Raw genomic sequence first — 22,172 nt, 5'->3', positions numbered from 1 at the left:
ATGTCAACTAAAGAGTTCGCTACAATGCCTCTCCTTCTTTCTGAGAGACAAGCATTGTGGCGCTACTCATTATCACCACTATCCTGTGGGCCTTCTCCTTTAGCCTGATTGGCGAATACCTTGCCGGATCGGTCGACAGCTACTTTTCGGTGCTGATGCGTGTGGGGCTGGCGGCGCTGGTGTTCCTGCCGTTCCTGCGTACCCGCGGGCAATCGCTGAAAACCATTCTGCTGTATATGCTGGTGGGCGCGATGCAGCTCGGCATCATGTACCTGTTCAGCTTCCGGGCTTACGTCTACCTCTCCGTCTCGGAATTTCTGCTCTTTACCGTGCTCACGCCGCTCTATATCACGCTGATTTACGACCTGCTCAGCAGGCGCCGCCTGCGCTGGGGATATCTGCTGAGCGCGGCGCTGGCAGTCATTGGCGCGGCGATAATTCGCTATGACAAGGTGAGCGATCACTTCTGGACCGGGCTGATGTTCGTCCAGCTCGCCAATATCAGCTTCGCCATCGGGATGGTGGGCTACAAACGCCTGATGGAGACCCGCCCGATGCCGCAGCATAACGCGTTTGCGTGGTTCTATATGGGCGCGGCGATTGTCGCGATTGCGGCATGGTTTATGCTCGGCAACCCGCAAAAGCTGCCGACCACCACCGTGCAGTGGAGCGTTCTGGTCTGGCTGGGCGTGGTGGCCTCGGGGCTGGGCTACTTTATGTGGAACTACGGCGCGACGCAGGTAGACGCCGGAACGCTGGGGATCATGAACAACGTGCACGTGCCGGCGGGGCTACTGGTGAACCTCGCCATCTGGCAGGAACAGCCGCACTGGCCGAGTTTCCTTATTGGGGGAACGGTGATCCTGGCTTCGCTGTGGGTACATCGCCGCTGGGTCGCTCCGCGCTCCGCACAAACGGAAGATGGTCGCACGCGTGGTTCCGCGCTGAGCGAATAAACGCTTCCGTAATCGGCTGACGCTGCTCGCCGTCGCGCACGGCGGCGTACAGCCGGCTCCACAGTCCTTCACCCAGGGTTTTGGTAACCACCAGACCCTGGCGTTCAACCGTCTCGACCACCCAGTGCGGCAGCGCCGCAATTCCCATTCTGGCCGCGACCATCTGAATTAACAGCAGCGTGTTATCCACGCTTTTCAGCTGTGGGCTGATGCCCGCGGGTTGCAGGAAATGGCGCCAGATATCCAGACGACTGCGCTGTACCGGGTAAATCAGCAGCGTCTCCGTTGCCAGATCTTCCGGCGTGATACGCGTCTTGGCGGCCAGCGGATGGTCCGGGGCCAGCACCAGACGCACCTCAAAATCAAACATTGGCGAATAGTGCAGACCGCTGCGCGGCAGAATATCTGAGGTCATCACCAGATCCAGCTCACCCTGCTGAAGCGACGGCTGCGGATCAAACGTGACGCCGGACTTGAAGTCCATCTCCACCTGCGGCCACTTCTGGCGGAAATTCTCAAGCGCTGGGGTCAGCCACTGAATACAGCTGTGACACTCAATGGCGATGCGCAGGGTGGTCTGCTGCGGCTCGTTACAGGACTGCAACGCGCTGGCAATCTGCGGCAGCACCTGGTTCGCCAGCTGAAGCAAAATTTCGCCCTGCGGCGTAAAGCGCAAAGGCTGGCTCTTACGCACAAAAAGACGAAAGCCGAGGCGTTGTTCCAGATCGCTGAACTGGTGAGAAAGGGCAGACTGAGTCTGGTGCAGCGTGGCCGCTGCCGCCGCAAGAGAACCGCAGTTCCGCAACGCTTGTAGCGTTTTCAGGTGTTTTATCTCGATCATGAAAGTCCTTCACTTCGCCATGAACATTTTGCGCTTGAGGAATATACAGTACCTGCCAATTATAGATGTGTAAACATCTGGACGTCTAAATAACGAATTTCACAAGGGGCATACCATGACAATCCGCACTCACACTCTCGGTTTCCCTCGCGTTGGCCTGCGTCGCGAGCTAAAAAAAGCGCAAGAAAGCTACTGGGCAGGTAACGCCACCCGTGAAGAACTGCTGGCGGTGGGACGTGAGCTGCGCGCGCGTCACTGGGATCAGCAAAAACAGGCGGGCATTGACCTGCTGCCGGTGGGCGATTTCGCCTGGTACGACCATGTTCTGACCACCAGCCTGCTGCTTGGCAACGTGCCGGCTCGTCATCAGAACAACGATGGATCGGTGGATATCGATACCCTGTTCCGCATCGGCCGTGGCCGCGCGCCAACGGGTGAGCCAGCGGCAGCGGCGGAAATGACCAAGTGGTTCAACACCAACTATCACTATATGGTGCCGGAGTTCGTTAAAGGCCAGCAGTTCAAACTGACCTGGACCCAGCTTCTGGATGAAGTGGACGAAGCGCTGGCGCTGGGTCACAAGGTGAAACCCGTGCTGCTGGGGCCGATAACCTACCTGTGGCTGGGCAAAGTGAAAGGTGAACAGTTCGACCGCCTCAGCCTGCTGAACGACATTCTGCCGGTTTATAAGCAGGTGCTGATTGAGCTGGGCAAACGCGGCATTCAGTGGGTGCAAATCGATGAACCGGCGCTGGTGCTTGAGCTGCCGCAGGCGTGGCTGGACGCCTTCAAACCGGCGTATAACGCACTCACCGGGCAGGTGAAGCTGCTGCTGACCACCTACTTCGAAGGCGTCACGCCCAACCTGAAAACCATTACCGCGCTGCCGATTCAGGGTCTGCACGTTGACCTCGTTCACGGCAAAGACGATGTAGCAGAGTTGCACAAGCGTCTGCCAGTGGACTGGCTGCTCTCTGCCGGTCTGGTGAATGGTCGTAACGTCTGGCGTGCCGATCTCACCGAGAAATATGCACAAATTAAAGACATAGTCGGTAAACGTGAATTGTGGGTGGCCTCTTCCTGTTCCCTGCTGCATAGCCCGATTGACCTGAGCGTGGAGACCCGACTCGACCCTGAGGTGAAAAGCTGGTTTGCCTTCGCCCTGCAAAAGTGTGAGGAGCTGGCTCTGCTGCGCGACGCGTTGAACAGCGGCGACACGGCAGCGATTAGCGACTGGAGCGCTCCGATCCAGGCGCGCCGTCACTCGACGCGCGTGCATAACCCGGCAGTGGAAAAACGTCTGGCGGCCATCACCGCCCGGGACAGCCAGCGCCAGAGCCCGTATGAAGTGCGCGCCGAAGCCCAGCGTGCGCGCTTTAACCTGCCCGCGTGGCCGACCACGACAATCGGCTCCTTCCCGCAGACTACCGAGATCCGCAGCCTGCGCCTGGACTTCAAAAAGGGCAATCTGGATGCGAATCACTACCGCACCGGTATTGCGGAACACATCAAACAGGCGATTATCGAGCAGGAACGTTTAGGTCTGGACGTGCTGGTGCACGGTGAAGCCGAGCGTAACGACATGGTGGAATACTTCGGTGAGCACCTGGACGGGTTTGTCTTTACCCAGAACGGTTGGGTGCAGAGCTACGGCTCCCGCTGCGTGAAGCCGCCGGTGGTAATCGGCGACGTCAGCCGCCCGGAAGCGATTACCGTGGAGTGGGCGAAGTATGCCCAGTCTCTGACCGACAAACCGGTAAAAGGCATGCTGACGGGTCCGGTGACCATTCTCTGCTGGTCGTTCCCGCGTGAAGACGTAACCCGGGAAACCATCGCCAAACAGATCGCCCTGGCGCTGCGCGATGAAGTTGCGGATCTGGAAGCGGCCGGGATTGGCATCATTCAGATCGACGAACCTGCGCTGCGTGAAGGTTTGCCGCTGCGTCGCAGCGACTGGGATGCTTACTTACAGTGGGGCGTGGAGGCGTTCCGCCTCAACGCGGCCGTCGCGAAGGACGATACGCAGATCCACACCCACATGTGTTACTGCGAATTTAACGACATCATGGACTCCATTGCCGCGCTCGACGCCGATGTGATCACCATCGAGACCTCGCGTTCAGACATGGAACTGCTGGAGTCGTTCGAAGAGTTCGACTACCCGAACGAAATCGGGCCGGGCGTGTACGACATTCACTCCCCGAATGTGCCAAGCGTGGAGTGGATTGAATCGCTGCTGCAAAAAGCGGCCCAGCGCATCCCGGCGGAACGTCTGTGGGTAAACCCGGACTGCGGCCTGAAAACCCGTGGCTGGCCTGAAACCCGCGCGGCGCTGGCGAACATGGTGCAGGCGGCGCAGAATTTGCGTCAGGCTTGATGAAATGTAGGCCCGGTCAGGCGTAGCCGCCACCGGGCTTTTTGCTTTTACGCTTTTTTCCCGCCGTACTGGCTAAACCATGTCAGCATCCGCTGCCAGCCATCTTTCGCCGATTCCGCGTGATAGCTCGGACGATAATCGGCATTAAAGGCGTGCCCGGCTTCCGGATACACCACAATTTCCGCCTTCGCGTTTGCTGCGCGCAACGCATGGCGCATGGTCTCGACCGTATCAAGCGGGATCCCGGTATCCTGACCGCCATAGAGCCCCAACACAGGCGCATTTAAATCCGTGGCAATATCAACAGGTTGCTTTGGTGAATTCAGCGTTTTTTCACCCACCAGCTTGCCGTACCAGGCCACGGCCGCTTTTAGCTGCGGGTTATGCGCGGCGTACAACCAGCTAATGCGTCCGCCCCAACAGAAGCCAGTCACCATCAGACGATGCGCATCGCCACCGTTGCGCGCTGCCCAGCTGGCAACGTGGTCGAGATCGGCCAGCACCTGCGCGTCCGGCACTTTGCTGACCAGGTTGCTGAACAGCGTCGGGATGTCGCTGTAATCATTCGGATCGCCCTGACGGAAATAGAGTTCCGGCGCAACGGCCAGGTAACCCTCCAGCGCCAGACGGCGGCAGAGGTCGCGAATATGTTCATGAACGCCAAATATTTCCTGCACCACGATCACGATGGGCAGCGGGCCATCGGCGGATTTTGGCCTCGCGTGGTACGCTGGCATGTTCTCTCCCTGGGAGGGAATGGAGGTCTCGCCTGCGGTAATGGCCTCTTCAGGGGTTGAGACGATGGTTGAAGCATGCGGGGCCGCAGCAGGTGCAAAACCGATTTTTTCAGTCATGGCATTCTCCGTACCAATGAATGGATTAGCGCAAAGATAAATATAGACACCAGGTTAACAACCCACAGTGCCTTATAGCGTCTATCTTTTGTGCAGCACCCGGCGATATAACTTGTTAATGTGATGTGAATCACCATTTTATGGAAATTAACTGCAATCATTTTCATTCATGGTGAGGTGTGTCACGAAATAATGCACATTGCTTCTGTAAAGTACCGTTTTACTTCTTCTGACAAACCGACCCACAGAGGAGTCACCTATGTCTAAGTCTGATGTTTTTCATCTCGGCCTCACTAAAAACGATTTACAAGGGGCTACGCTTGCTATCGTCCCTGGCGATCCTGAGCGTGTGGAAAAGATCGCCGCGCTGATGGATAAGCCGGTTAAGCTGGCAGCGCATCGCGAATTCACCACCTGGCGCGCAGAGCTGGACGGTAAAGCGGTGATCGTGTGCTCTACCGGTATCGGTGGCCCGTCTACCTCTATCGCCGTTGAAGAGCTGGCACAGCTGGGCATTCGTACTTTCCTGCGCATTGGCACCACAGGCGCCATTCAGCCGCACATCAACGTGGGCGACGTGCTGGTTACCACCGCATCCGTGCGTCTGGACGGGGCAAGCCTGCACTTTGCACCGATGGAATTCCCGGCAGTGGCTGATTTCGAATGCACCACCGCGCTGGTTGAAGCCGCGAAGTCCGTGGGCGCCACCACCCACGTGGGCGTCACTGCCTCTTCCGATACCTTCTACCCGGGCCAGGAGCGTTACGACACCTTCTCTGGTCGCGTGGTGAGCCGTTTCAAAGGCTCAATGGAAGAGTGGCAGTCGATGGGCGTCATGAACTACGAAATGGAATCTGCGACGCTGCTGACCATGTGCGCAAGCCAGGGTCTGCGTGCCGGTATGGTGGCGGGCGTTATCGTCAACCGTACCCAGCAGGAGATCCCGAACGCTGAAACCATGAAGCAGACTGAAAGCCATGCGGTGAAAATCGTGGTTGAAGCGGCGCGCCGTCTGATCTAATTCTCTCTTCAGTGCTAAAAGGCCGACATGCTCGGCCTTTCTTTTTTGCGTAACGCCTCGCAGGAAAACCCTTTCAAACTGGACGTTCATACAGCACAATTCTATTTTGTGCGGGTTACACGTGGATGCAGGGGGCATTGTGGATATCTCAATCCTGGTTTATGCGGTAGTTGCGCTGGTGAGCGTGGGGATTGGCTGGCTCATTTGCGGCTACCAACATGCTCAGCAGAAAGCCGATCAGCTGGCAGAGCGCGAAGAGATCGTCGCCGAACTCAGCGCGACGAAACAACAGCTTGCGCTGTGTGACCACTGGCGCGATGAGTGTGAACTGCTCAATAACGAACTGCGCAATCTGCGCGACATTAACACCTCGCTGGAGGCCGATCTCCGGGAAGTGACCACCCGCCTTGAATCCACCCAACTGCACGCCGAAGACAAAATCCGTCAGATGATCAACAGCGAGCAGCGTCTTAGCGAGCAGTTTGAGAACCTTGCGAACCGCATTTTTGAGCACAGCAATCGCCGCGTGGATGAGCAGAACCGCCAGAGCCTGAACAGCCTGCTGACGCCGCTGCGTGAACAGCTGGACGGCTTTCGCCGTCAGGTGCAGGACAGCTTTGGTCAGGAGGCTCGCGAGCGCCACACGCTGGCGCATGAGATCCGTAATCTCCAGCAGCTGAATGCGCAGATGGCTCAGGAGGCGGTTAACCTGACGCGCGCACTGAAAGGTGATAACAAAGCGCAGGGAAACTGGGGCGAAGTGGTCATGACGCGCGTGCTGGAGGCCTCTGGCCTGCGTGAAGGATACGAATACGAAACGCAGGTCAGCATTGAAAACGATGCGCGCTCGCGAATGCAGCCGGATGTCATTGTTCGTCTGCCGCAGGGTAAAGATGTGGTTATCGACGCCAAAATGACGCTGGTGGCCTATGAGCGCTACTTCAACGCGGAAGATGACTATACCCGCGAGACAGCGTTGCAGGAGCATATCGCCTCCGTGCGTAACCATATCCGTCTGCTGGGCAGAAAAGATTATCAACAGTTGCCGGGGCTGCGATCGCTGGATTATGTGCTGATGTTCATTCCGGTTGAGCCAGCCTTCCTGCTGGCGCTCGACAGACAGCCCGAACTGATCACCGAAGCGCTGAAAAATAACATTATGCTGGTCAGCCCCACCACGCTGCTGGTGGCGTTACGTACCATTGCCAACCTGTGGCGTTATGAGCACCAAAGCCGAAACGCGCAGCAGATTGCCGATCGCGCCAGCAAGCTGTACGACAAAATGCGGCTGTTTGTGGACGATATGTCCTCGGTGGGGCAAAGCCTGGATCGCGCGCAGGATAACTACCGCCAGGCGATGAAAAAACTCTCCTCCGGGCGCGGCAATTTGCTGGCGCAGGCGGAGGCGTTTCGCAGCCTGGGGGTGGAAGTTAAACGCGAGATTAATCCGGAACTGGTGGAGCAGGCTACGGCTCAGGACGAAGAGTTTCGTCTGCGTGAAGGCGACGGTGAGCAAAATAGCCGCAATGAAGACAATGGGTTAGCGGCGAGTTTATCCCCCGAAGCGCAGTCGGCGCGTTTCTTTCGCGGTGGTTGAAACGTAGGGCAAATGCGCCCAATCTGTTACACTTCACGAACATTTGACTGATTAGCAGGCTCTGAGATGGTTGACGATTCACAAGACACAACGCACTTTGGCTTTCAGACTGTCGCCAAAGCGCAGAAAGCTGACATGGTGGCCCACGTATTTCATTCCGTGGCGGCGAAGTACGATGTGATGAATGATTTGATGTCGTTTGGCATTCATCGCTTGTGGAAGCGCTTCACTATTGATTGCAGCGGCGTGCGCCGTGGACAAAAGGTGCTGGATTTAGCCGGCGGCACAGGGGATCTGACCGCTAAATTCTCCCGTCTGGTTGGCGAAACTGGTCGCGTGGTGCTGGCAGATATCAACGACTCCATGCTGAAAATGGGACGCGAAAAGCTGCGTAACATCGGCGTGGTAGGCAACGTTGAATATGTTCAGGCCAACGCCGAAGCGCTGCCGTTCCCGGACAATACGTTCGACTGCATCACCATCTCCTTCGGCCTGCGTAACGTGACCGATAAAGATAAAGCGCTGCGCTCTATGTACCGCGTGCTGAAGCCGGGTGGCCGACTGCTGGTACTTGAGTTTTCTAAACCGATTATCGACCCGCTGAGCAAAGCTTACGATGCCTATTCCTTCCACGTTCTGCCGCGCATCGGCGAGCTGGTGGCAAACGATGCAGAAAGTTACCGTTATCTGGCCGAATCCATCCGAATGCACCCGGATCAGGACACGCTGAAAGCGATGATGCAGGATGCGGAGTTTGAAAACGTGGAATACTTCAATATGACGGCGGGTGTCGTCGCGCTGCATCGTGGTTACAAGTTCTGAGTGGAGGTTTCCCGTGCCCATTAAACCCTTAGTCACCGCAGGCATCGAGAATGTACTGAATGCCTTTCTGTATCGCGCCCCGGCGCTGAAAACCGCACGTCAGCGGCTTAACGGAAAGGTGCTGCGTATCGTTTTAAAAGAGTTCTCGACGCCGCTTGTGCTGGTCTTCAGCGAACGCCAGCTTGACGTTCTGGGGGAGTGGGAAGGCGAGGCTGACTGCTCGGTGATTACGCACATGAGCGTATTGCCAAAACTGCGTGACCGTCAGCAGATGACGGCGCTTATTCGCAGCGGTGAGCTGGAGGTCGAGGGCGATATTCAGGTGGTACAGAACTTCGTTGCACTCAGCGATCAGGCTGAATTTGACCCCGCGGAACTGCTGGCGCCCTATATCGGCGACATCGCGGCTGAAGGGATAAGCAAAACGCTGCGCACGGGTTCCACTTTCCTGCGTAAAGGCCTGCTCCGTCAACAGCGCTATGCTGCCGAGGTGCTGACCGAAGAGTGGCGTATGGCGCCTGGGCCTTTAGAAGTCGCCTGGTTTGCAGAAGAGACCGCGGCAGTTGAGCGCGCAGTTGATGCGTTAACCAAACGGCTTGAAAAACTGGAGGGCAAATGACGCCTGGTGAAATTCGGCGCCTCTATTTTATCGTTCGCACCTTTTTGAGCTACGGGCTCGACGAGCTTATCCCCAGAATGCGTATCACCCTGCCGCTTCGGCTTTGGCGTCGCACGCTGTTCTGGATGCCGAATCGCCATAAGGATCAGGAGCTGGGCGCACGCCTGCGTCTTGCGTTGCAGGAGCTGGGACCGGTCTGGATCAAGTTTGGGCAGATGCTCTCAACGCGTCGCGACCTTTTCCCGCCGCAGATTGCCGATCAGCTCGCGCTATTGCAGGACCGCGTCGCTCCGTTTGACGGAGAGAGAGCGAAGAAACAAATCGAAGAAGCGATGGGCAATATCCCCATCGAGACCTGGTTTGATGATTTCGACATTCAGCCTCTGGCCTCTGCCTCTATTGCGCAGGTTCACACCGCGCGCCTGAAGGAGAATGGCAAAGAGGTGGTCATTAAGGTGATTCGCCCTGATATCCTGCCGGTTATCAGAGCGGACATGAAGCTGATCTATCGCCTGGCTCGCTGGGTGCCGCGTCTGTTGCCGGATGGCCGCCGTCTGCGTCCGCTGGAAGTGGTACGGGAATACGAAAAAACGCTCATCGATGAACTTAACCTGCTGCGTGAATCGGCGAACGCCATTCAGCTGCGTCGAAACTTTGAAGACAGTCCGATGCTGTATGTTCCGGAAGTCTATTCTGACTATTGCAGTCAGAACATGATGGTGATGGAACGTATCTACGGCATCCCGGTCTCGGACGTGGTAGCGCTGGAAAAACAGGGCACCAACATGAAGCTGCTGGCCGAGCGCGGCGTGCAGGTCTTCTTTACTCAGGTTTTCCGCGACAGCTTCTTCCATGCTGACATGCATCCGGGCAACATTTTCGTCAGCTATGAGCACCCGGAAGACCCGAAATACATCGGCATCGACTGCGGTATTGTCGGCTCGCTGAATAAAGAGGATAAGCGTTATCTCGCCGAGAACTTTATCGCTTTCTTCAATCGCGACTACCGTAAGGTGGCCGAACTGCATGTGGATTCAGGATGGGTTCCGCCAGATACCAACGTGGAAGAGTTTGAATTTGCGATCCGTACCGTCTGTGAGCCAATTTTTGAAAAGCCGCTCTCAGAGATCTCTTTCGGGCATGTTCTGCTCAACCTGTTCAACACCGCACGCCGTTTTAATATGGAAGTGCAGCCACAATTAGTTTTACTTCAGAAAACATTACTTTACGTTGAGGGCGTAGGCCGCCAGCTCTATCCTCAGTTAGACTTGTGGAAAACCGCGAAACCGTTCCTCGAATCCTGGATTAAGGATCAGGTCGGTATTCCAGCCCTGGTTCGCTCGCTTAAAGAGAAAGGCCCGTTCTGGATTGAAAAAATGCCAGAAATTCCTGAACTGGTTTACGACAGTTTGCGTCAGAGCAAGAACCTTCAGCACAGCATGGATAAAATCGCGCACGAGCTTCAATCCAGTCGCGTGCGTCAGGGGCAGTCCCGCTATCTCTTCGGAATTGGCGCGACGCTGCTGATAAGCGGCACGTTGCTGTTGATCAATCGTCCGGACTGGGAAATGATGCCAGCCTGGATTATGGCTGCCGGTGTGGTTGTCTGGCTTGCTGGCTGGCAAAAAACACGCTGAATTAGCGTCGCTATCGAGAGATTGCATACGTATAATGCGATCTGACTAATTAATCATCTATCACTGGGGAACACGCATGGGTGGTATCAGTATCTGGCAGTTAGTGATCATTGCCGTCATCGTTGTGCTGCTGTTCGGCACGAAAAAACTCGGATCAATTGGTTCCGACCTGGGCGCGTCAATCAAAGGCTTCAAGAAAGCCATGAGCGATGATGAGAATAAGCAGGAAAAAAGCGGTCAGGACGCTGATTTTACCGCTAAATCTATCGCCGATAAGCAGGACGAAGCCAAAAAGGAAGAGGCCAAACGTCACGATAAAGAGCAGGTGTAATTCGTGTTCGACATTGGTTTTGGTGAGTTACTGCTGGTCTTTGTGATTGGTTTGATTGTGCTGGGGCCGCAGCGTTTACCCGTTGCGGTAAAAACTGTCGTGGGCTGGGTGCGTGCGCTCCGTTCGCTGGCAACGACCGTGCAGAACGAGCTGGCGCAGGAGCTGAAGCTTCAGGAATTTCAGGACAGCCTGAAAAAGGTTGAAAAGGCGAGCATGGACAACCTGACGCCGGAGCTGAAAGCATCCATGGATGAGTTGCGCGAAGCGGCTGAATCCATGAAGCGCTCATACAGCGTTAACGATCCTGAGAAGGCGAGTGATGAAGCAAACACCATCCATAATCCGGTGGTGAAGGGCAGCGAAGAGCAGCGCGAGGGTGTAACGCCTTCCAGCGCGGAGCATCAGGCTGCTTCGCCAGAGCAATCGCCGCAGGAGCCCGAAGTGAAAAAGCAGGTGCCGCCGGAAGAGCCCGTGGTCAAAACGGCTGAGGTAAAACCCGCCGCGCCCGTTTCCGAATCATCCCCCTCGTCGAGTGATAAAGCGTAAACATGGCAGTAGATGATACTCAACCGCTGATTACGCACCTCATTGAGCTGCGTAAGCGTCTGTTAAACTGCATTATTGCGGTTTTCCTCATTTTTTTATGTCTGGTCTATTTTGCCAACGATATCTATCAGGTGGTTTCCGCACCGCTGATTAAGCAGATGCCGCTGGGCGCAACGATGATTGCAACGGACGTTGCCTCGCCGTTCTTTACCCCGATCAAGCTGACCTTCTGGGTGTCGTTGATTGCCTCTGCGCCGGTCATTTTGTATCAGGTCTGGGCATTTGTGGCACCCGCGCTGTACAGGCATGAACGCAAGCTGGTTATTCCGCTGCTGGTGTCCAGTTCGCTGCTGTTTTATATCGGTATGGCGTTCGCCTACTTCGTTGTCTTCCCGCTGGCCTTCGGCTTCCTGACGCATACCGCGCCGGAAGGGGTACAGGTGTCGACGGACATCGCCAGCTACCTCAGCTTCGTTATGGCGCTGTTTATGGCCTTTGGTGTCGCCTTCGAGGTGCCCGTCGCGATTGTCCTGCTCTGCTGGGTGGGGGTGACCACGCCTGATGATCTGCGTAAGAAGCGCCCGTACATCCTGGTGGGGGCATTTGTCGTAGGTATGCTGTTAACGCCACCGGACGTCTTCTCGCAAACCTTACTGGCCATACCCATGTACTGCCTGTTTGAAGTCGGCGTATTCTTCGCTCGTTTCTACGTCGGAAAGGGGCGTACCCGGGACGAAGAAGACGAGCCGTCTGAAGAGACCACTAAAGAATAAAACCAACCGCCCGTCAGGGCGGTTGTCATATGGGGATACGTATGTTTGATATCGGGCTTAACCTGACCAGCGCCCAGTTTGCGAAAGACCGCGATGAGGTGGTGGCGCGCGCCTTTGCCGCCGGCGTGAACGGGCTGTTACTGACGGGAACAAATCTGCATGAGAGTGAGCAGGCACGGCAGCTGGCGCAACGCTATCAACACTGCTGGTCCACCGCAGGCGTGCATCCTCATGACAGCAGCCAGTGGACGCATGAAAGCGCTGAGGCGCTTCATCGTCTGGCGGCTACGCCAGAAGTGGTTGCCATTGGCGAATGCGGGCTTGATTTCAACCGTAATTTCTCGACGCCTGAAGAGCAGGAGAAGGCATTTACCGCCCAGCTCGCGCTGGCTGCAGAGCTGGGGATGCCGGTGTTTATGCACTGTCGCGATGCGCATGAACGTTTTCTGGCGCTACTGGACCCCTGGCTGGAGAAACTGCCAGGCGCGGTGTTGCACTGCTTTACGGGCTCCCGTCAGGAAGCGCTGGATTGCCTGAACCGCGGGCTTTACTTGGGTATCACGGGCTGGGTGTGCGATGAGCGTCGTGGGCTGGGGCTGCGCGAGCTGTTATCCGTAATCCCGGCCGATCGTTTGTTGCTGGAAACGGATGCGCCGTATCTGTTGCCCCGGGATATGCAGCCCAAACCGGCATCACGACGTAACGAACCGGCTTATCTGGGACACATTGCTGAGCGAGTGGCGTACTGGCGCGGGGAAGATGCGCAGTGGCTGGCAGCCCAAACCGATGACAACGTGCGTCGTCTGTTCGGCGTGCAGTTCTAAACTTTGCGGAAATCGGTGTTTTTAACGCTCTGCAACACCTCTTTGTTCAGCAGGTTGAGCAGCAGCATAGAACGCGCTTCACCGTCTGGTTCAGCGAAGATGGCCTGTAACCCTTCAAAAGCGCCTTCGGTGATCACCACGCTGTCCCCGGCATAAGGGGTTTCCGGATCGGTAATATCTTCAGGCTGCTGGTAGACAGAGAGCTGATGAATAACCGATGACGGTACTCTTGCCGGATGGGCGCCAAAACGTACAAAATGGCTGACGCCGCGCGTGGCGCTGATCGTCGTGGTGTGGATCACTTCGGGGTCGAACTCAACGAACAGATAGTTCGGGAACAGAGGCTCACTGACGGTCGTGCGTTTTCCACGCTGCATTTTTTCAAGCGTGATCACGGGCGTCAGGCAGTTAACAGACTGACGTTCAAGATGTTCCTGTGCGCGCTGAAGTTGCCCACGTTTGCAATACAGTAAATACCAGGCCTGCATAATCACTCTTCCCATTGTTCGGGGCGCAAGCATACCAAAACCCTGGCGGGATCGCTAAGGTGATTATAATGGCGAAAAAGAGAGTAAGTCGTGGAAGTTCACGCTAATTTAACAAAATTACAGCATCACGCGGTCTTACGCCGTATAATGAAGCGCTTACAGAGAGGCCATGATTAACTGCATGAAATACCACGATCTACGCGACTTCCTGGCGCTGCTGGAAAAGCAGGGCGAACTCAAACGCATTACGCTTCCTGTTGATCCGTATCTGGAAATGACAGAAATCGCTGACCGCACCCTGCGCGCGGGCGGCCCGGCGTTGCTGTTTGAAAACCCAAAAGGCTACGCTATGCCGGTACTGTGCAACCTGTTTGGCACACCTCGCCGCGTGGCGATGGGCATGGGGCAGGAAGATGTCACGGCGCTGCGTGAAGTGGGCAAACTGCTGGCCTTTCTGAAAGAGCCGGAGCCGCCAAAAGGGTTCCGCGACCTGTTCGACAAGCTGCCGCAGTTTAAGCAGGTGTTGAATATGCCCACCAAACGCCTGCGCGGCGCGCCATGCCAGCAAAAAGTGCTGGAAGGCGATGCAGTTGATCTGACCAAAATTCCCATCATGCAGTGCTGGCCTGAAGATGCCGCACCGCTGATTACCTGGGGCCTCACCGTGACGCGTGGGCCGCATAAAGAGCGTCAAAACCTCGGCATTTACCGCCAGCAGCTGATTGGCAAAAACAAGCTCATCATGCGCTGGTTGTCCCACCGCGGTGGCGCGCTGGATTTCCAGGAGTGGTGCGCGGCCCATCCGGGCGAACGCTTCCCGGTTTCCGTCGCGCTGGGTGCCGATCCGGCAACCATTCTGGGCGCGGTGACGCCTGTTCCTGATACGCTGTCTGAATATGCCTTTGCAGGGCTGCTGCGCGGCACCAAAACCGAAGTGGTGAAGTGCATCTCCAATGACCTGGAAGTGCCAGCCAGCGCAGAGATCGTGCTGGAAGGTTACATTGAACAGGGCGAGCTGGCACCCGAAGGACCGTACGGCGACCACACCGGCTATTACAACGAAGTGGATAACTTCCCGGTATTCACCGTCACGCACATTACCCAGCGTGAAGATGCCATCTATCACTCTACCTACACCGGCCGTCCACCGGATGAACCGGCGGTACTTGGCGTGGCGCTGAACGAAGTGTTCGTGCCGATCCTGCAAAAGCAGTTCCCGGAAATTGTTGATTTTTATCTGCCGCCGGAAGGGTGTTCGTATCGCCTGGCGGTGGTGACGATGAAGAAGCAGTATGCCGGTCACGCTAAGCGCGTGATGATGGGCGTATGGTCTTTCCTGCGCCAGTTTATGTATACCAAGTTTGTGATTGTCTGCGATGATGACGTCAATGCCCGCGACTGGAATGACGTCATCTGGGCCATCACCACGCGTATGGATCCGGCGCGTGATACGGTGTTAGTGGAAAACACGCCGATTGATTATCTGGACTTTGCCTCGCCGGTTTCCGGCCTTGGTTCAAAAATGGGACTGGATGCCACGAACAAATGGCCTGGCGAAACCGACCGTGAATGGGGTCGCCCGATCGAAAAAGATCCTGCCGTGACCGCGCGAATTGACGCGATCTGGGACGAGCTGGCCATAATGAATAACGGTAAGGCAGAATAAGACCGTTTAGCCCTATAGACTTCCCGACAGAGAGAGCGAATGACAACCTTAAGCTGTAAAGTGACGTCGGTAGATGCTATTACCGACACCGTATATCGCGTCCGTTTGGTTCCTGAAGCGGCATTCTCATTCCGTGCCGGTCAGTACCTGATGGTCGTGATGGACGAGCGTGATAAGCGTCCTTTCTCTATGGCCTCAACGCCAGCAGAGAAGGAATTTATTGAGCTGCATATTGGTGCGTCTGAGCTTAACCTGTACGCGATGGCCGTGATGGATCGCATCCTGAAAGAGCGTGAAATCGTGGTCGATATTCCTCATGGCGAGGCCTGGCTGCGTGAAGACGAAGACCGTCCGCTGATCCTGATTGCCGGTGGTACAGGCTTCTCCTATGTCCGCTCTATTCTGTTGACGGCGCTGGCGCGTAATCCAAATCGCGATATCACCATCTACTGGGGCGGCCGTGAAGAGAAGCACCTTTACGATCTGTCTGAGCTGGAAGCGCTGAGCGTCAATCATCCAAACCTGCGCATCGAGCCGGTTGTCGAGCAGCCGGAAGAGGGCTGGCGCGGGCGCAGCGGTACGGTGCTGACTGCGGTATTGCAGGATCACGGAACGCTGGCCGGGCACGATATCTACATTGCCGGTCGCTTTGAAATGGCGAAAATTGCCCGCGACCTGTTCTGCAACGAGCGTGACGCGCGGGAAGATCGTCTGTTTGGCGATGCGTTTGCGTTTATCTGATTGTGAGACCCGCTTCGGCGGGTTTTTACGCTCGGGCAATAGCGCTGGTGAAAATTTAACCTTGAAATGGGCGGCGCATTGCCGTTATTCTTGTTCCCGTTAAATTTCGCCCTCAGGAGCGCCCCCCAAAAATGAACAAACACGACTGATGAATTTCGATCCTTGCTCAACGCATCGCGTCGGCAGGGGATGTTTTGATTTCATTCAGGAGTGCTTATGGCTCATTTTGCGCAATCCCCCTCTTTTATTTTGCATCAGGTCACCTGTCAGTTTGCGACGGGCGATATCCTTTTTGGTCCACTGAATCTTTCTCTGGATGCGTCAGTGTGTGCGCTGGTTGGCCGCAACGGCAGCGGTAAAACACGCCTTCTGCGTCTGCTGGCAGGGGTTGATGAACCCGCCAGCGGTCACGTTGAGCGCTTTGGTTCACACGTCTATGTGGCGCAGCAGCAGGATATTTCTGCGGATACGACTCTTGCCGGACTGCTTGGTTACGACGCGATCTTTGCGGCGCGCACGCGCATCGACGGCGGTCATTATGAACCCGACGATCTCGACACGCTCGATGGTTACTGGGATCTGGCTGAACGGCTAAGCCAGGCTTTTATCGCTGCAAAACTTCCCTCTTTTGAGCCGAACAAACGCGCGGCAGAGCTAAGCGGCGGCGAGCGCATTCGTGCCTTGCTGTGCGGCGCATTCACCGCGGATGCTGATTACCTGCTGCTGGACGAACCGACCAACCACCTCGACAGGCAAGGCCGCGTGTGGTTCTACGAGCAGCTTTCCCGGTATCAGGGCGGGGTGCTGGTGGCCTCTCACGACCGTGAGTTGCTGGCCCAGGTACCGCGTATCCTTGAACTGAGCGCGTTGGGCTTGCGCAGCTACGGCGGGAATTATGCTGACTATCGAACCCAGCGTGATGCTGAGCAACTGGCTGCCCGCGCCGCGCTGGAGCATGCTGCCACCGAACGCAAGCGTACCCGCGCCCGTATGCATAAAGAGCATGACGACAGCCAGCGTCGTTCGGCCAAAACGCTTCGCACGGTCGACAGCCTTAACATCGCCTCGTTTGAACGGGTCAAATACAAAGGGGCGGCGAAAGAGCGGATTGGTTCCTGGAAAAAAAAGCATAGCGATCAAAATCATGCCCTGAACGCTGCGGTTAACCAGGCACGCGAGCGGGTTGAAGAGGATAACGCGGTGATGTTTACCCTGCCGGGCAGTGAAATCCCGGAGGGAAAACAGGTGCTGGTGCTGGAAGAACTGGTGCTTCCGCACGTGCCTGTCTCCCCGATAAACTGGCGAATGGATGGCCCGATGCGCGTGGCGCTACGCGGGCCGAACGGCTGTGGGAAATCCACGCTGTTGAAAGTGATGTTGGGCGAAACCGCCCCTGTTACGGGAACCTGTAAGGTCTCCGTCAGATGTGCTTATCTCGATCAGCATCTTTCCCGGCTGGATCTGTCGCAGTCGGTGATGACACACCTTAGCCTGGGCAATACGCCGCTCGAAGAGGGGGCGCTGCGTACCCGTTTAGCGCAGCTTCAGCTGGGCGCGGAGAAAGTGACACTTCCACTGGCCGATCTAAGCGGCGGCGAGCGCCTGAAGGCCGCGCTAGCCTGCGTATTGTGGCGTGAAGCGGCAACGCAGCTGTTGCTTCTGGATGAGCCGACCAACCACCTCGATCTGGCTTCCGTTCAGGCCATTGAAGCGGCCCTGGCCGATTATCCCGGCGCGCTGCTGGTGGTGTCGCACGATGAAGCGTTTTTAGCAGGATTAAAGCTGACGCATGAGCTGGTGTGGGAAGAGTCGGGATGGCGATGTGAAAGCCTCTAAACACAAGCCCCCGCAAGGGCGGGGGCAAACAAACTTTATCAGGCTAACTGCTTGCGAAGGTCAGGGTTTGCCTGTATCAGGCGCATCAGCTTTAGCTCGGCTGGGGTAGGTTTTTCACGCTTTGACTCCCACTCCAGCACCATCGCTACGCTGACACCCATCGCTCTTGCGAATTCATCTGTTTTCAGGCCCGACCCTTTGCGTAAACGCTCAAATTCACTAAAAGGATTGGACTTTTGATTCAGGGTAACTGTCGGCGGTACATCTTTAAAAATAATCTGTTCCAGGCTGCTCAGCAGCTCAAACTCAGGATCTTTTAATTCCATTGAGAACTCCTCATAAATCACACATCGGGATCATGAACATCAGAGAGCATGTTAAGAATAGTCCTTAAACCAAACACAGGATCGTCACGGTTGTGATTAATTGTGCGATAACGATCGCTTTACCCGTTTCAGCTATATGGATAGTTATGCTAATTACCTGATTAATCATATGTAGGGATGCACAGGTATTTTTTTGTAAATAGTCAGTACAAAAACGGCAATACCCGTTTTGCATGAAAACTCTATCTTGCAAGGCTGACCTGGACTATCCTTGTCAGCGTTGGGCACGCGTGTGCCGGTGTGCGCTTTTTGGGTGAAAGGAGTAATAAAATGGCGACAGGAAAGTCCTGCTCTCGCTGGTTTGCGCCTATTGCGGCGTTGTTGATGGTTGTTAGCCTGAGTGGGTGTTTCGATAAAGAAGGCGATCAGCGCAAAGCGTTTATCGATTTTTTACAGAATACAGTGATGCGTAGCGGCGAGCGTTTACCAACGCTGACTGCGGATCAGAAAAAACAGTTTGGTCCATTCGTGTCGGATTACGCCATTCTGTATGGCTATTCACAGCAGGTAAGCCAGGCGATGGATTCGGGCATTCGCCCGGTCGTGGATAGCGTCAATGCCATTCGCGTTCCACAGGATTATATGACCCAGCGCGAACCGCTGCGCCAGTCCAACGGCGCCCTTGGGGTGCTGAGCCAGCAGTTGCAAAATGCCAAAATGCAGGCTGATGCGTCGCGCTCCGCGTTGAAGCAGGACGAGGATCTCAAGCCGGTTTATGACCAGGTGTATGAGAAAGTCGTGACCAAGCCGTCAAACGCCTTGCAACCACTGATCCCGGCGGCGCAAGTCTTTACTCAGCAGCTGGTTCAGGTGGGTGACTTTATTAATGAGCAGGGTACGCAGGTGAGCTTCGTCTCTAACGGTATCCAGTTCCCGACCTCCCAGCAGGCGAGTCAGTACAATACGCTGATAGGGCCGCTGGCGTCCCAGCATCAGGCCTTTAGCCAGGCCTGGAGCGCAGCGGTCGCTGCAACGGAATAAGAAAAACCCCCGCTTCGGCGGGGTTTTTTTATGCATGATGAAAATAACGCTTGTCATTCTTCTACCATATCGGTATAACTATCTTCGTCGGTTTGTTACACAGACCTAAAGCAGTTTAGTAAAGCAGTCCAGATTGTTATCCATAGATACCCTTCGTAGTGACCCTTCCTTCATCGCTTAAAAATCTGTAACGCAATCCATCAAGCCGGAAGGCACAATATATTTGTTAATAAGGTAATTTCTATGTCTGCTAAAATGACTGGTCTGGTAAAATGGTTCAACGCTGATAAAGGTTTCGGCTTCATCACTCCTGACGATGGCTCTAAAGACGTGTTCGTACACTTCTCTGCTATCCAGAACGATGGCTACAAATCTCTGGATGAAGGTCAGAAAGTTTCCTTCACCATCGAAAGCGGCGCTAAAGGCCCAGCAGCTGGTAACGTTGTAAGCCTGTAAGCTTCCAACCCAGTAGCACAAAATTCAAAAACCCGCCTTCTGGCGGGTTTTTTCGTTTCTACTGTTGTATCTGCGGGTTAACGCAGTTCTTATCCACTTTACCGCCGAGCGCGGCAATCAGGTTATCCACGGCGGTCGCCGCCATGTTGTAGCGTGTTTCGTGAGTGGCAGAGCCGATGTGGGGCAGGGCGACGACGTTTGGCATGTTCAGTAGCGGAGAATCCACCGGCAGTGGCTCCTGTTCAAACACGTCCAGACCGGCGGCGTGGATCTCACCGTTTTGCAGTGCCTCAATCAGCGCCTTCTCATCGACCACCGGGCCGCGACCTGCGTTGATGAAAATGGCCGATTTCTTCATCTTTTCAAACGCCGCCCTGCCGATGAGATGACGCGTTTCATCCGTCAGCGGCAGGATCAGGCAGACAAAGTCGGCTTCCTGCAACAACGTATCAAGCTCGCAGTAACGGGCGTTGAAACGTTCTTCAGCTTCAGCGTGATGACGGCGTGCATTATACAGAATGGGCATGTTGAAGCCGAAATGGGCGCGCTGTGCCAGCGCCAGACCGATACGGCCCATCCCAACAATCCCCAGCGTTTTGCCATGTACGTCCACGCCGAACCAGTCCGGGCCAATGCTTTTGGTCCATTCGCCCGCTTTCACGCGCTCAGCAACTTCCACCACGCGACGAGCAGTGCTGAGCACCAGCGCCATCAGCGTGTCGGCGACGGTTTCCGTCAGAGCATGTGGCGTGTGCATCAGCAGGATGTTGCGCGCGTTAAGCGCATCCACGTCGAAATTGTCGTAGCCCACAGAAACGGTTGAGGTTGCACGAAGCTTCGGCATTTTCTCCAGTAGCGCTGCATCCACCTTTTCGCTTGAACCCAGCAGGCCCTCGGCGCAGGCAAACGCGTCGGCGTGCTGTGCCACGGTTTGCGGGCTGAGGTTCTTTACCCGGGTAACGGTAAAGTGTTCCTCCAGGCGTTTTTGCAGATCTTCAGGCAGTGCTTTGTACAAAATGACGGACGGCTTCATGCTAATCTCCGTTGATTTAAAAGGATTCAGGCGTGGCGTGCGCCGACGGGTAGCTGTTGATTATTAGCAGGCTTAACGATCAGAGTAAGCCATACCGAGGCAAAAAGCGCCACCCCCATAAAGATGTAAGAAGCTGAAGGGCTGCCGGTGGCGCCGTTCAGATAGCCCACAAACCACGAGCCAAAGAACGAACCCAGCGCACCCATACTGTTGATCAGCGCCATCGCGCCCCCTGCGACGTTACGCGGCAGCATTTCCGGGATGATGGCAAAGAACGGACCATAGGGGGCATACATGGCCGCACCCGCAATCACCAGCAGCGTATACGAGGCCCAGAAGTGGTTCGCGCCTACGGCCCAGGAACCAATGAAGGCAAAAGCAGCGATCAGCAGGAGTGGCCAGACGAACAGCTTACGGTTTTGCAGCTTGTCCGATGCCCAGGAGACGATAATCATCGCGATGGTTGCAGCCAGGTAAGGCACTGATGACAGCCAGCCCACTTCCACCATGCCAAGGTTTTCACCGCCGCTGCGGATAATCGACGGCAGCCACAGAACAAAGCCGTACACGCCAATACTCCAGGTAAAATACTGTGCGCATAGCAGAATAACGTTCCGGGAGCGGAAGGCTTCGCCGTAGTTACGTACCGCTTTCAGCCCCTGCTGCTCTTTATCCAGCTGCGCCTGGAGTGCGGCTTTTTCGTCTTCAGAAAGCCATTTTGCCTGGGCTGGCTTATCTTTCACCAGCACCCACCAGCAGAAGGCCCAGATAATCGCGGGAACCCCTTCGATGATGAACATCTCGCGCCAGCCGAAGGACTGGATCAGATAGCCGGAAACCACCGACATCCACAGCACGGTGACCGGGTTACCGAGTATCAGGAACGTATTGGCACGTGAACGCTCAGATTTTGTGAACCAGTTGCTGATGTAAATCAGCATTGCTGGCATGACGGCCGCCTCAACCACGCCGAGAATAAAGCGAATAGCCGCCAGAGCAGGAATATTATTCACCACGCCAGTCAGCGATGCACATGCACCCCATAAGATCAGGCAGATGAAAATGAGCTTTCGCACGCTGCGGCGTTCAGCGTAAATCGCGCCGGGGATCTGGAAGAAGAAATAACCCAGGAAGAAGAGGGCGCCCAGCAGGGAGGAAACCCCTTTGGTGATCCCGAGGTCTTCGTTGATCCCGGCGGCGGATGCAAAACTGAAGTTGGCACGATCCAGGTACGCCAGGCTGTACGTGATAAACACGATTGGCATGATGTACCACCAGCGTTTTACTGCATTGGTCGAACTGTTCATAGGCTTGCCTCTGTTGTTGAGGTTGTTGCCGCCGTTGTCTGTAGGGTACACGGTGGCTTAAGTATCTGGTGCGGATTGCT

General features: G+C 55.7%; 22 protein-coding genes. 16 read left to right on the top strand and 6 right to left on the bottom strand.

Features of this window, described 5'->3' with window-relative positions; all coding sequences use genetic code 11:
- Positions 1-56 precede the first annotated feature (56 nt).
- Positions 57-956, top strand: coding sequence for a carboxylate/amino acid/amine transporter (locus ACOTZP_RS16560; RefSeq protein WP_045309031.1), 900 nt, complete (start codon positions 57-59; stop codon positions 954-956).
- On the opposite strand, the gene metR is transcribed toward ACOTZP_RS16560, so the two are convergent.
- Positions 844-1,797, bottom strand: coding sequence for an HTH-type transcriptional regulator MetR (gene metR, locus ACOTZP_RS16555; RefSeq protein ID WP_015570000.1), 954 nt, complete (start codon positions 1,795-1,797; stop codon positions 844-846). The two genes, ACOTZP_RS16560 and metR, sit on opposite strands and share 113 nt — an antisense overlap.
- A 115-nt stretch (positions 1,798-1,912) precedes the next feature.
- Between metR and metE the strand changes: the two genes are divergently transcribed.
- Positions 1,913-4,174, top strand: a complete 2,262-nt coding sequence (metE, locus tag ACOTZP_RS16550) for a 5-methyltetrahydropteroyltriglutamate--homocysteine S-methyltransferase (protein ID WP_271075119.1) — start codon at positions 1,913-1,915, stop codon at positions 4,172-4,174.
- A 47-nt stretch (positions 4,175-4,221) separates the two neighbouring features.
- Here metE and ACOTZP_RS16545 read toward each other — a convergent pair whose 3' ends face one another.
- On the bottom strand, positions 4,222-5,028 hold the full coding sequence (locus ACOTZP_RS16545; RefSeq protein WP_045621342.1) for a dienelactone hydrolase family protein: 807 nt from the start codon (positions 5,026-5,028) through the stop codon (positions 4,222-4,224).
- A gap of 259 nt (positions 5,029-5,287) precedes the next feature.
- Between ACOTZP_RS16545 and udp the strand changes: the two genes are divergently transcribed.
- The 9 genes from udp to tatD all read left to right on the top strand — a co-directional run bounded on the left by udp (position 5,288) and on the right by tatD (position 13,198).
- Positions 5,288-6,049, top strand: a complete 762-nt coding sequence (udp, locus tag ACOTZP_RS16540; protein WP_003860792.1) for a uridine phosphorylase — start codon at positions 5,288-5,290, stop codon at positions 6,047-6,049.
- A 139-nt stretch (positions 6,050-6,188) separates the two neighbouring features.
- Complete coding sequence (gene rmuC / locus ACOTZP_RS16535) at positions 6,189-7,646, top strand: DNA recombination protein RmuC (RefSeq protein WP_046621691.1); 1,458 nt, start codon at positions 6,189-6,191, stop codon at positions 7,644-7,646.
- Positions 7,647-7,712: 66 nt separating this feature from the next.
- The gene (gene ubiE, locus ACOTZP_RS16530) at positions 7,713-8,468 is read left to right on the top strand and encodes a bifunctional demethylmenaquinone methyltransferase/2-methoxy-6-polyprenyl-1,4-benzoquinol methylase UbiE (protein WP_022646673.1); all 756 of its coding nucleotides are present in this window, start codon (positions 7,713-7,715) and stop codon (positions 8,466-8,468) included.
- Between the two features lie 13 nt (positions 8,469-8,481).
- Positions 8,482-9,087, top strand: a complete 606-nt coding sequence (ubiJ, locus tag ACOTZP_RS16525) for a ubiquinone biosynthesis protein UbiJ (protein WP_022646674.1) — start codon at positions 8,482-8,484, stop codon at positions 9,085-9,087.
- Positions 9,084-10,724 carry a ubiquinone biosynthesis regulatory protein kinase UbiB gene (gene ubiB, locus ACOTZP_RS16520; RefSeq protein WP_022646675.1) on the top strand — a complete coding sequence of 547 codons (1,641 nt, stop codon included), beginning with the start codon at positions 9,084-9,086 and terminating at the stop codon, positions 10,722-10,724. Before ubiJ ends, ubiB begins: the two co-directional genes overlap by 4 nt.
- 76 nt (positions 10,725-10,800) lie before the next feature.
- Positions 10,801-11,055 (top strand): Sec-independent protein translocase subunit TatA, encoded by a 255-nt coding sequence (tatA, locus tag ACOTZP_RS16515; RefSeq protein ID WP_022646676.1) that lies wholly within the window; start codon positions 10,801-10,803, stop codon positions 11,053-11,055.
- Between the two features lie 3 nt (positions 11,056-11,058).
- Positions 11,059-11,601: a Sec-independent protein translocase protein TatB gene (gene tatB / locus ACOTZP_RS16510; RefSeq protein WP_022646677.1), complete on the top strand. Its 543-nt coding sequence runs from the start codon at positions 11,059-11,061 to the stop codon at positions 11,599-11,601.
- Between the two features lie 2 nt (positions 11,602-11,603).
- On the top strand, positions 11,604-12,374 hold the full coding sequence (gene tatC, locus ACOTZP_RS16505; RefSeq protein WP_022646678.1) for a Sec-independent protein translocase subunit TatC: 771 nt from the start codon (positions 11,604-11,606) through the stop codon (positions 12,372-12,374).
- A gap of 41 nt (positions 12,375-12,415) precedes the next feature.
- Positions 12,416-13,198, top strand: a complete 783-nt coding sequence (tatD, locus tag ACOTZP_RS16500) for a 3'-5' ssDNA/RNA exonuclease TatD (protein WP_199126570.1) — start codon at positions 12,416-12,418, stop codon at positions 13,196-13,198.
- Here tatD and rfaH read toward each other — a convergent pair.
- Positions 13,195-13,686 (bottom strand): transcription/translation regulatory transformer protein RfaH, encoded by a 492-nt coding sequence (gene rfaH / locus ACOTZP_RS16495; protein ID WP_032626529.1) that lies wholly within the window; start codon positions 13,684-13,686, stop codon positions 13,195-13,197. The two genes, tatD and rfaH, sit on opposite strands and share 4 nt — an antisense overlap.
- 172 nt (positions 13,687-13,858) lie before the next feature.
- Between rfaH and ubiD the strand changes: the two genes are divergently transcribed.
- From ubiD to ACOTZP_RS16480, 3 genes are all read left to right on the top strand, one after another.
- Positions 13,859-15,352 carry a 4-hydroxy-3-polyprenylbenzoate decarboxylase gene (gene ubiD / locus ACOTZP_RS16490; protein WP_088581798.1) on the top strand — a complete coding sequence of 498 codons (1,494 nt, stop codon included), beginning with the start codon at positions 13,859-13,861 and terminating at the stop codon, positions 15,350-15,352.
- 39 nt (positions 15,353-15,391) lie between these two features.
- On the top strand, positions 15,392-16,093 hold the full coding sequence (fre, locus tag ACOTZP_RS16485) for an NAD(P)H-flavin reductase (RefSeq protein WP_003860778.1): 702 nt from the start codon (positions 15,392-15,394) through the stop codon (positions 16,091-16,093).
- 216 nt (positions 16,094-16,309) lie between these two features.
- Positions 16,310-17,929 carry an ABC-F family ATP-binding cassette domain-containing protein gene (locus ACOTZP_RS16480; protein WP_063150574.1) on the top strand — a complete coding sequence of 540 codons (1,620 nt, stop codon included), beginning with the start codon at positions 16,310-16,312 and terminating at the stop codon, positions 17,927-17,929.
- A 38-nt stretch (positions 17,930-17,967) separates the two neighbouring features.
- Here the strand turns inward: ACOTZP_RS16480 and ACOTZP_RS16475 are convergent, their stop codons facing one another.
- Positions 17,968-18,255, bottom strand: a complete 288-nt coding sequence (locus ACOTZP_RS16475) for an HTH-type transcriptional regulator (protein WP_003860776.1) — start codon at positions 18,253-18,255, stop codon at positions 17,968-17,970.
- Positions 18,256-18,585: 330 nt separating this feature from the next.
- Between ACOTZP_RS16475 and ACOTZP_RS16470 the strand changes: the two genes are divergently transcribed.
- Positions 18,586-19,296, top strand: a complete 711-nt coding sequence (locus ACOTZP_RS16470) for a DUF3053 domain-containing protein (RefSeq protein WP_023299059.1) — start codon at positions 18,586-18,588, stop codon at positions 19,294-19,296.
- Between the two features lie 243 nt (positions 19,297-19,539).
- Positions 19,540-19,752 (top strand): transcription antiterminator/RNA stability regulator CspE, encoded by a 213-nt coding sequence (cspE, locus tag ACOTZP_RS16465; RefSeq protein WP_003860775.1) that lies wholly within the window; start codon positions 19,540-19,542, stop codon positions 19,750-19,752.
- A 58-nt stretch (positions 19,753-19,810) separates the two neighbouring features.
- Here the strand turns inward: cspE and ghrB are convergent, their stop codons facing one another.
- Together ghrB and ACOTZP_RS16455 are read right to left on the bottom strand one after the other, a co-directional pair.
- The gene (gene ghrB / locus ACOTZP_RS16460; protein ID WP_022646684.1) at positions 19,811-20,785 is read right to left on the bottom strand and encodes a glyoxylate/hydroxypyruvate reductase GhrB; all 975 of its coding nucleotides are present in this window, start codon (positions 20,783-20,785) and stop codon (positions 19,811-19,813) included.
- A gap of 26 nt (positions 20,786-20,811) precedes the next feature.
- Positions 20,812-22,092, bottom strand: a complete 1,281-nt coding sequence (locus ACOTZP_RS16455; RefSeq protein ID WP_001089079.1) for an MFS transporter — start codon at positions 22,090-22,092, stop codon at positions 20,812-20,814.
- Positions 22,093-22,172: the final 80 nt, after the last annotated feature.

The sequence above is a fragment of the Enterobacter cloacae complex sp. SYL001 genome (assembly GCF_049237025.1).
GTDB classification, from domain to species: Bacteria; Pseudomonadota; Gammaproteobacteria; order Enterobacterales; family Enterobacteriaceae; genus Enterobacter; species Enterobacter intestinihominis.
This window is presented reverse-complemented; position numbering and strand designations above follow the sequence as displayed.

Coding starts and splice junctions, on each gene's coding strand:
- metR (WP_015570000.1), bottom strand. CDS start 1,797: ATGATCGAGATAAAACACCTGAAAACGCTACAAGCGTTGCGGAACTGC.
- metE (WP_271075119.1), top strand. CDS start 1,913: ATGACAATCCGCACTCACACTCTCGGTTTCCCTCGCGTTGGCCTGCGT.
- ACOTZP_RS16545 (WP_045621342.1), bottom strand. CDS start 5,028: ATGACTGAAAAAATCGGTTTTGCACCTGCTGCGGCCCCGCATGCTTCA.
- udp (WP_003860792.1), top strand. CDS start 5,288: ATGTCTAAGTCTGATGTTTTTCATCTCGGCCTCACTAAAAACGATTTA.
- ubiE (WP_022646673.1), top strand. CDS start 7,713: ATGGTTGACGATTCACAAGACACAACGCACTTTGGCTTTCAGACTGTC.
- ubiB (WP_022646675.1), top strand. CDS start 9,084: ATGACGCCTGGTGAAATTCGGCGCCTCTATTTTATCGTTCGCACCTTT.
- tatA (WP_022646676.1), top strand. CDS start 10,801: ATGGGTGGTATCAGTATCTGGCAGTTAGTGATCATTGCCGTCATCGTT.
- tatC (WP_022646678.1), top strand. CDS start 11,604: ATGGCAGTAGATGATACTCAACCGCTGATTACGCACCTCATTGAGCTG.
- tatD (WP_199126570.1), top strand. CDS start 12,416: ATGTTTGATATCGGGCTTAACCTGACCAGCGCCCAGTTTGCGAAAGAC.
- rfaH (WP_032626529.1), bottom strand. CDS start 13,686: ATGCAGGCCTGGTATTTACTGTATTGCAAACGTGGGCAACTTCAGCGC.
- fre (WP_003860778.1), top strand. CDS start 15,392: ATGACAACCTTAAGCTGTAAAGTGACGTCGGTAGATGCTATTACCGAC.
- ACOTZP_RS16480 (WP_063150574.1), top strand. CDS start 16,310: ATGGCTCATTTTGCGCAATCCCCCTCTTTTATTTTGCATCAGGTCACC.
- ACOTZP_RS16475 (WP_003860776.1), bottom strand. CDS start 18,255: ATGGAATTAAAAGATCCTGAGTTTGAGCTGCTGAGCAGCCTGGAACAG.
- ACOTZP_RS16470 (WP_023299059.1), top strand. CDS start 18,586: ATGGCGACAGGAAAGTCCTGCTCTCGCTGGTTTGCGCCTATTGCGGCG.
- cspE (WP_003860775.1), top strand. CDS start 19,540: ATGTCTGCTAAAATGACTGGTCTGGTAAAATGGTTCAACGCTGATAAA.
- ghrB (WP_022646684.1), bottom strand. CDS start 20,785: ATGAAGCCGTCCGTCATTTTGTACAAAGCACTGCCTGAAGATCTGCAA.
- ACOTZP_RS16455 (WP_001089079.1), bottom strand. CDS start 22,092: ATGAACAGTTCGACCAATGCAGTAAAACGCTGGTGGTACATCATGCCA.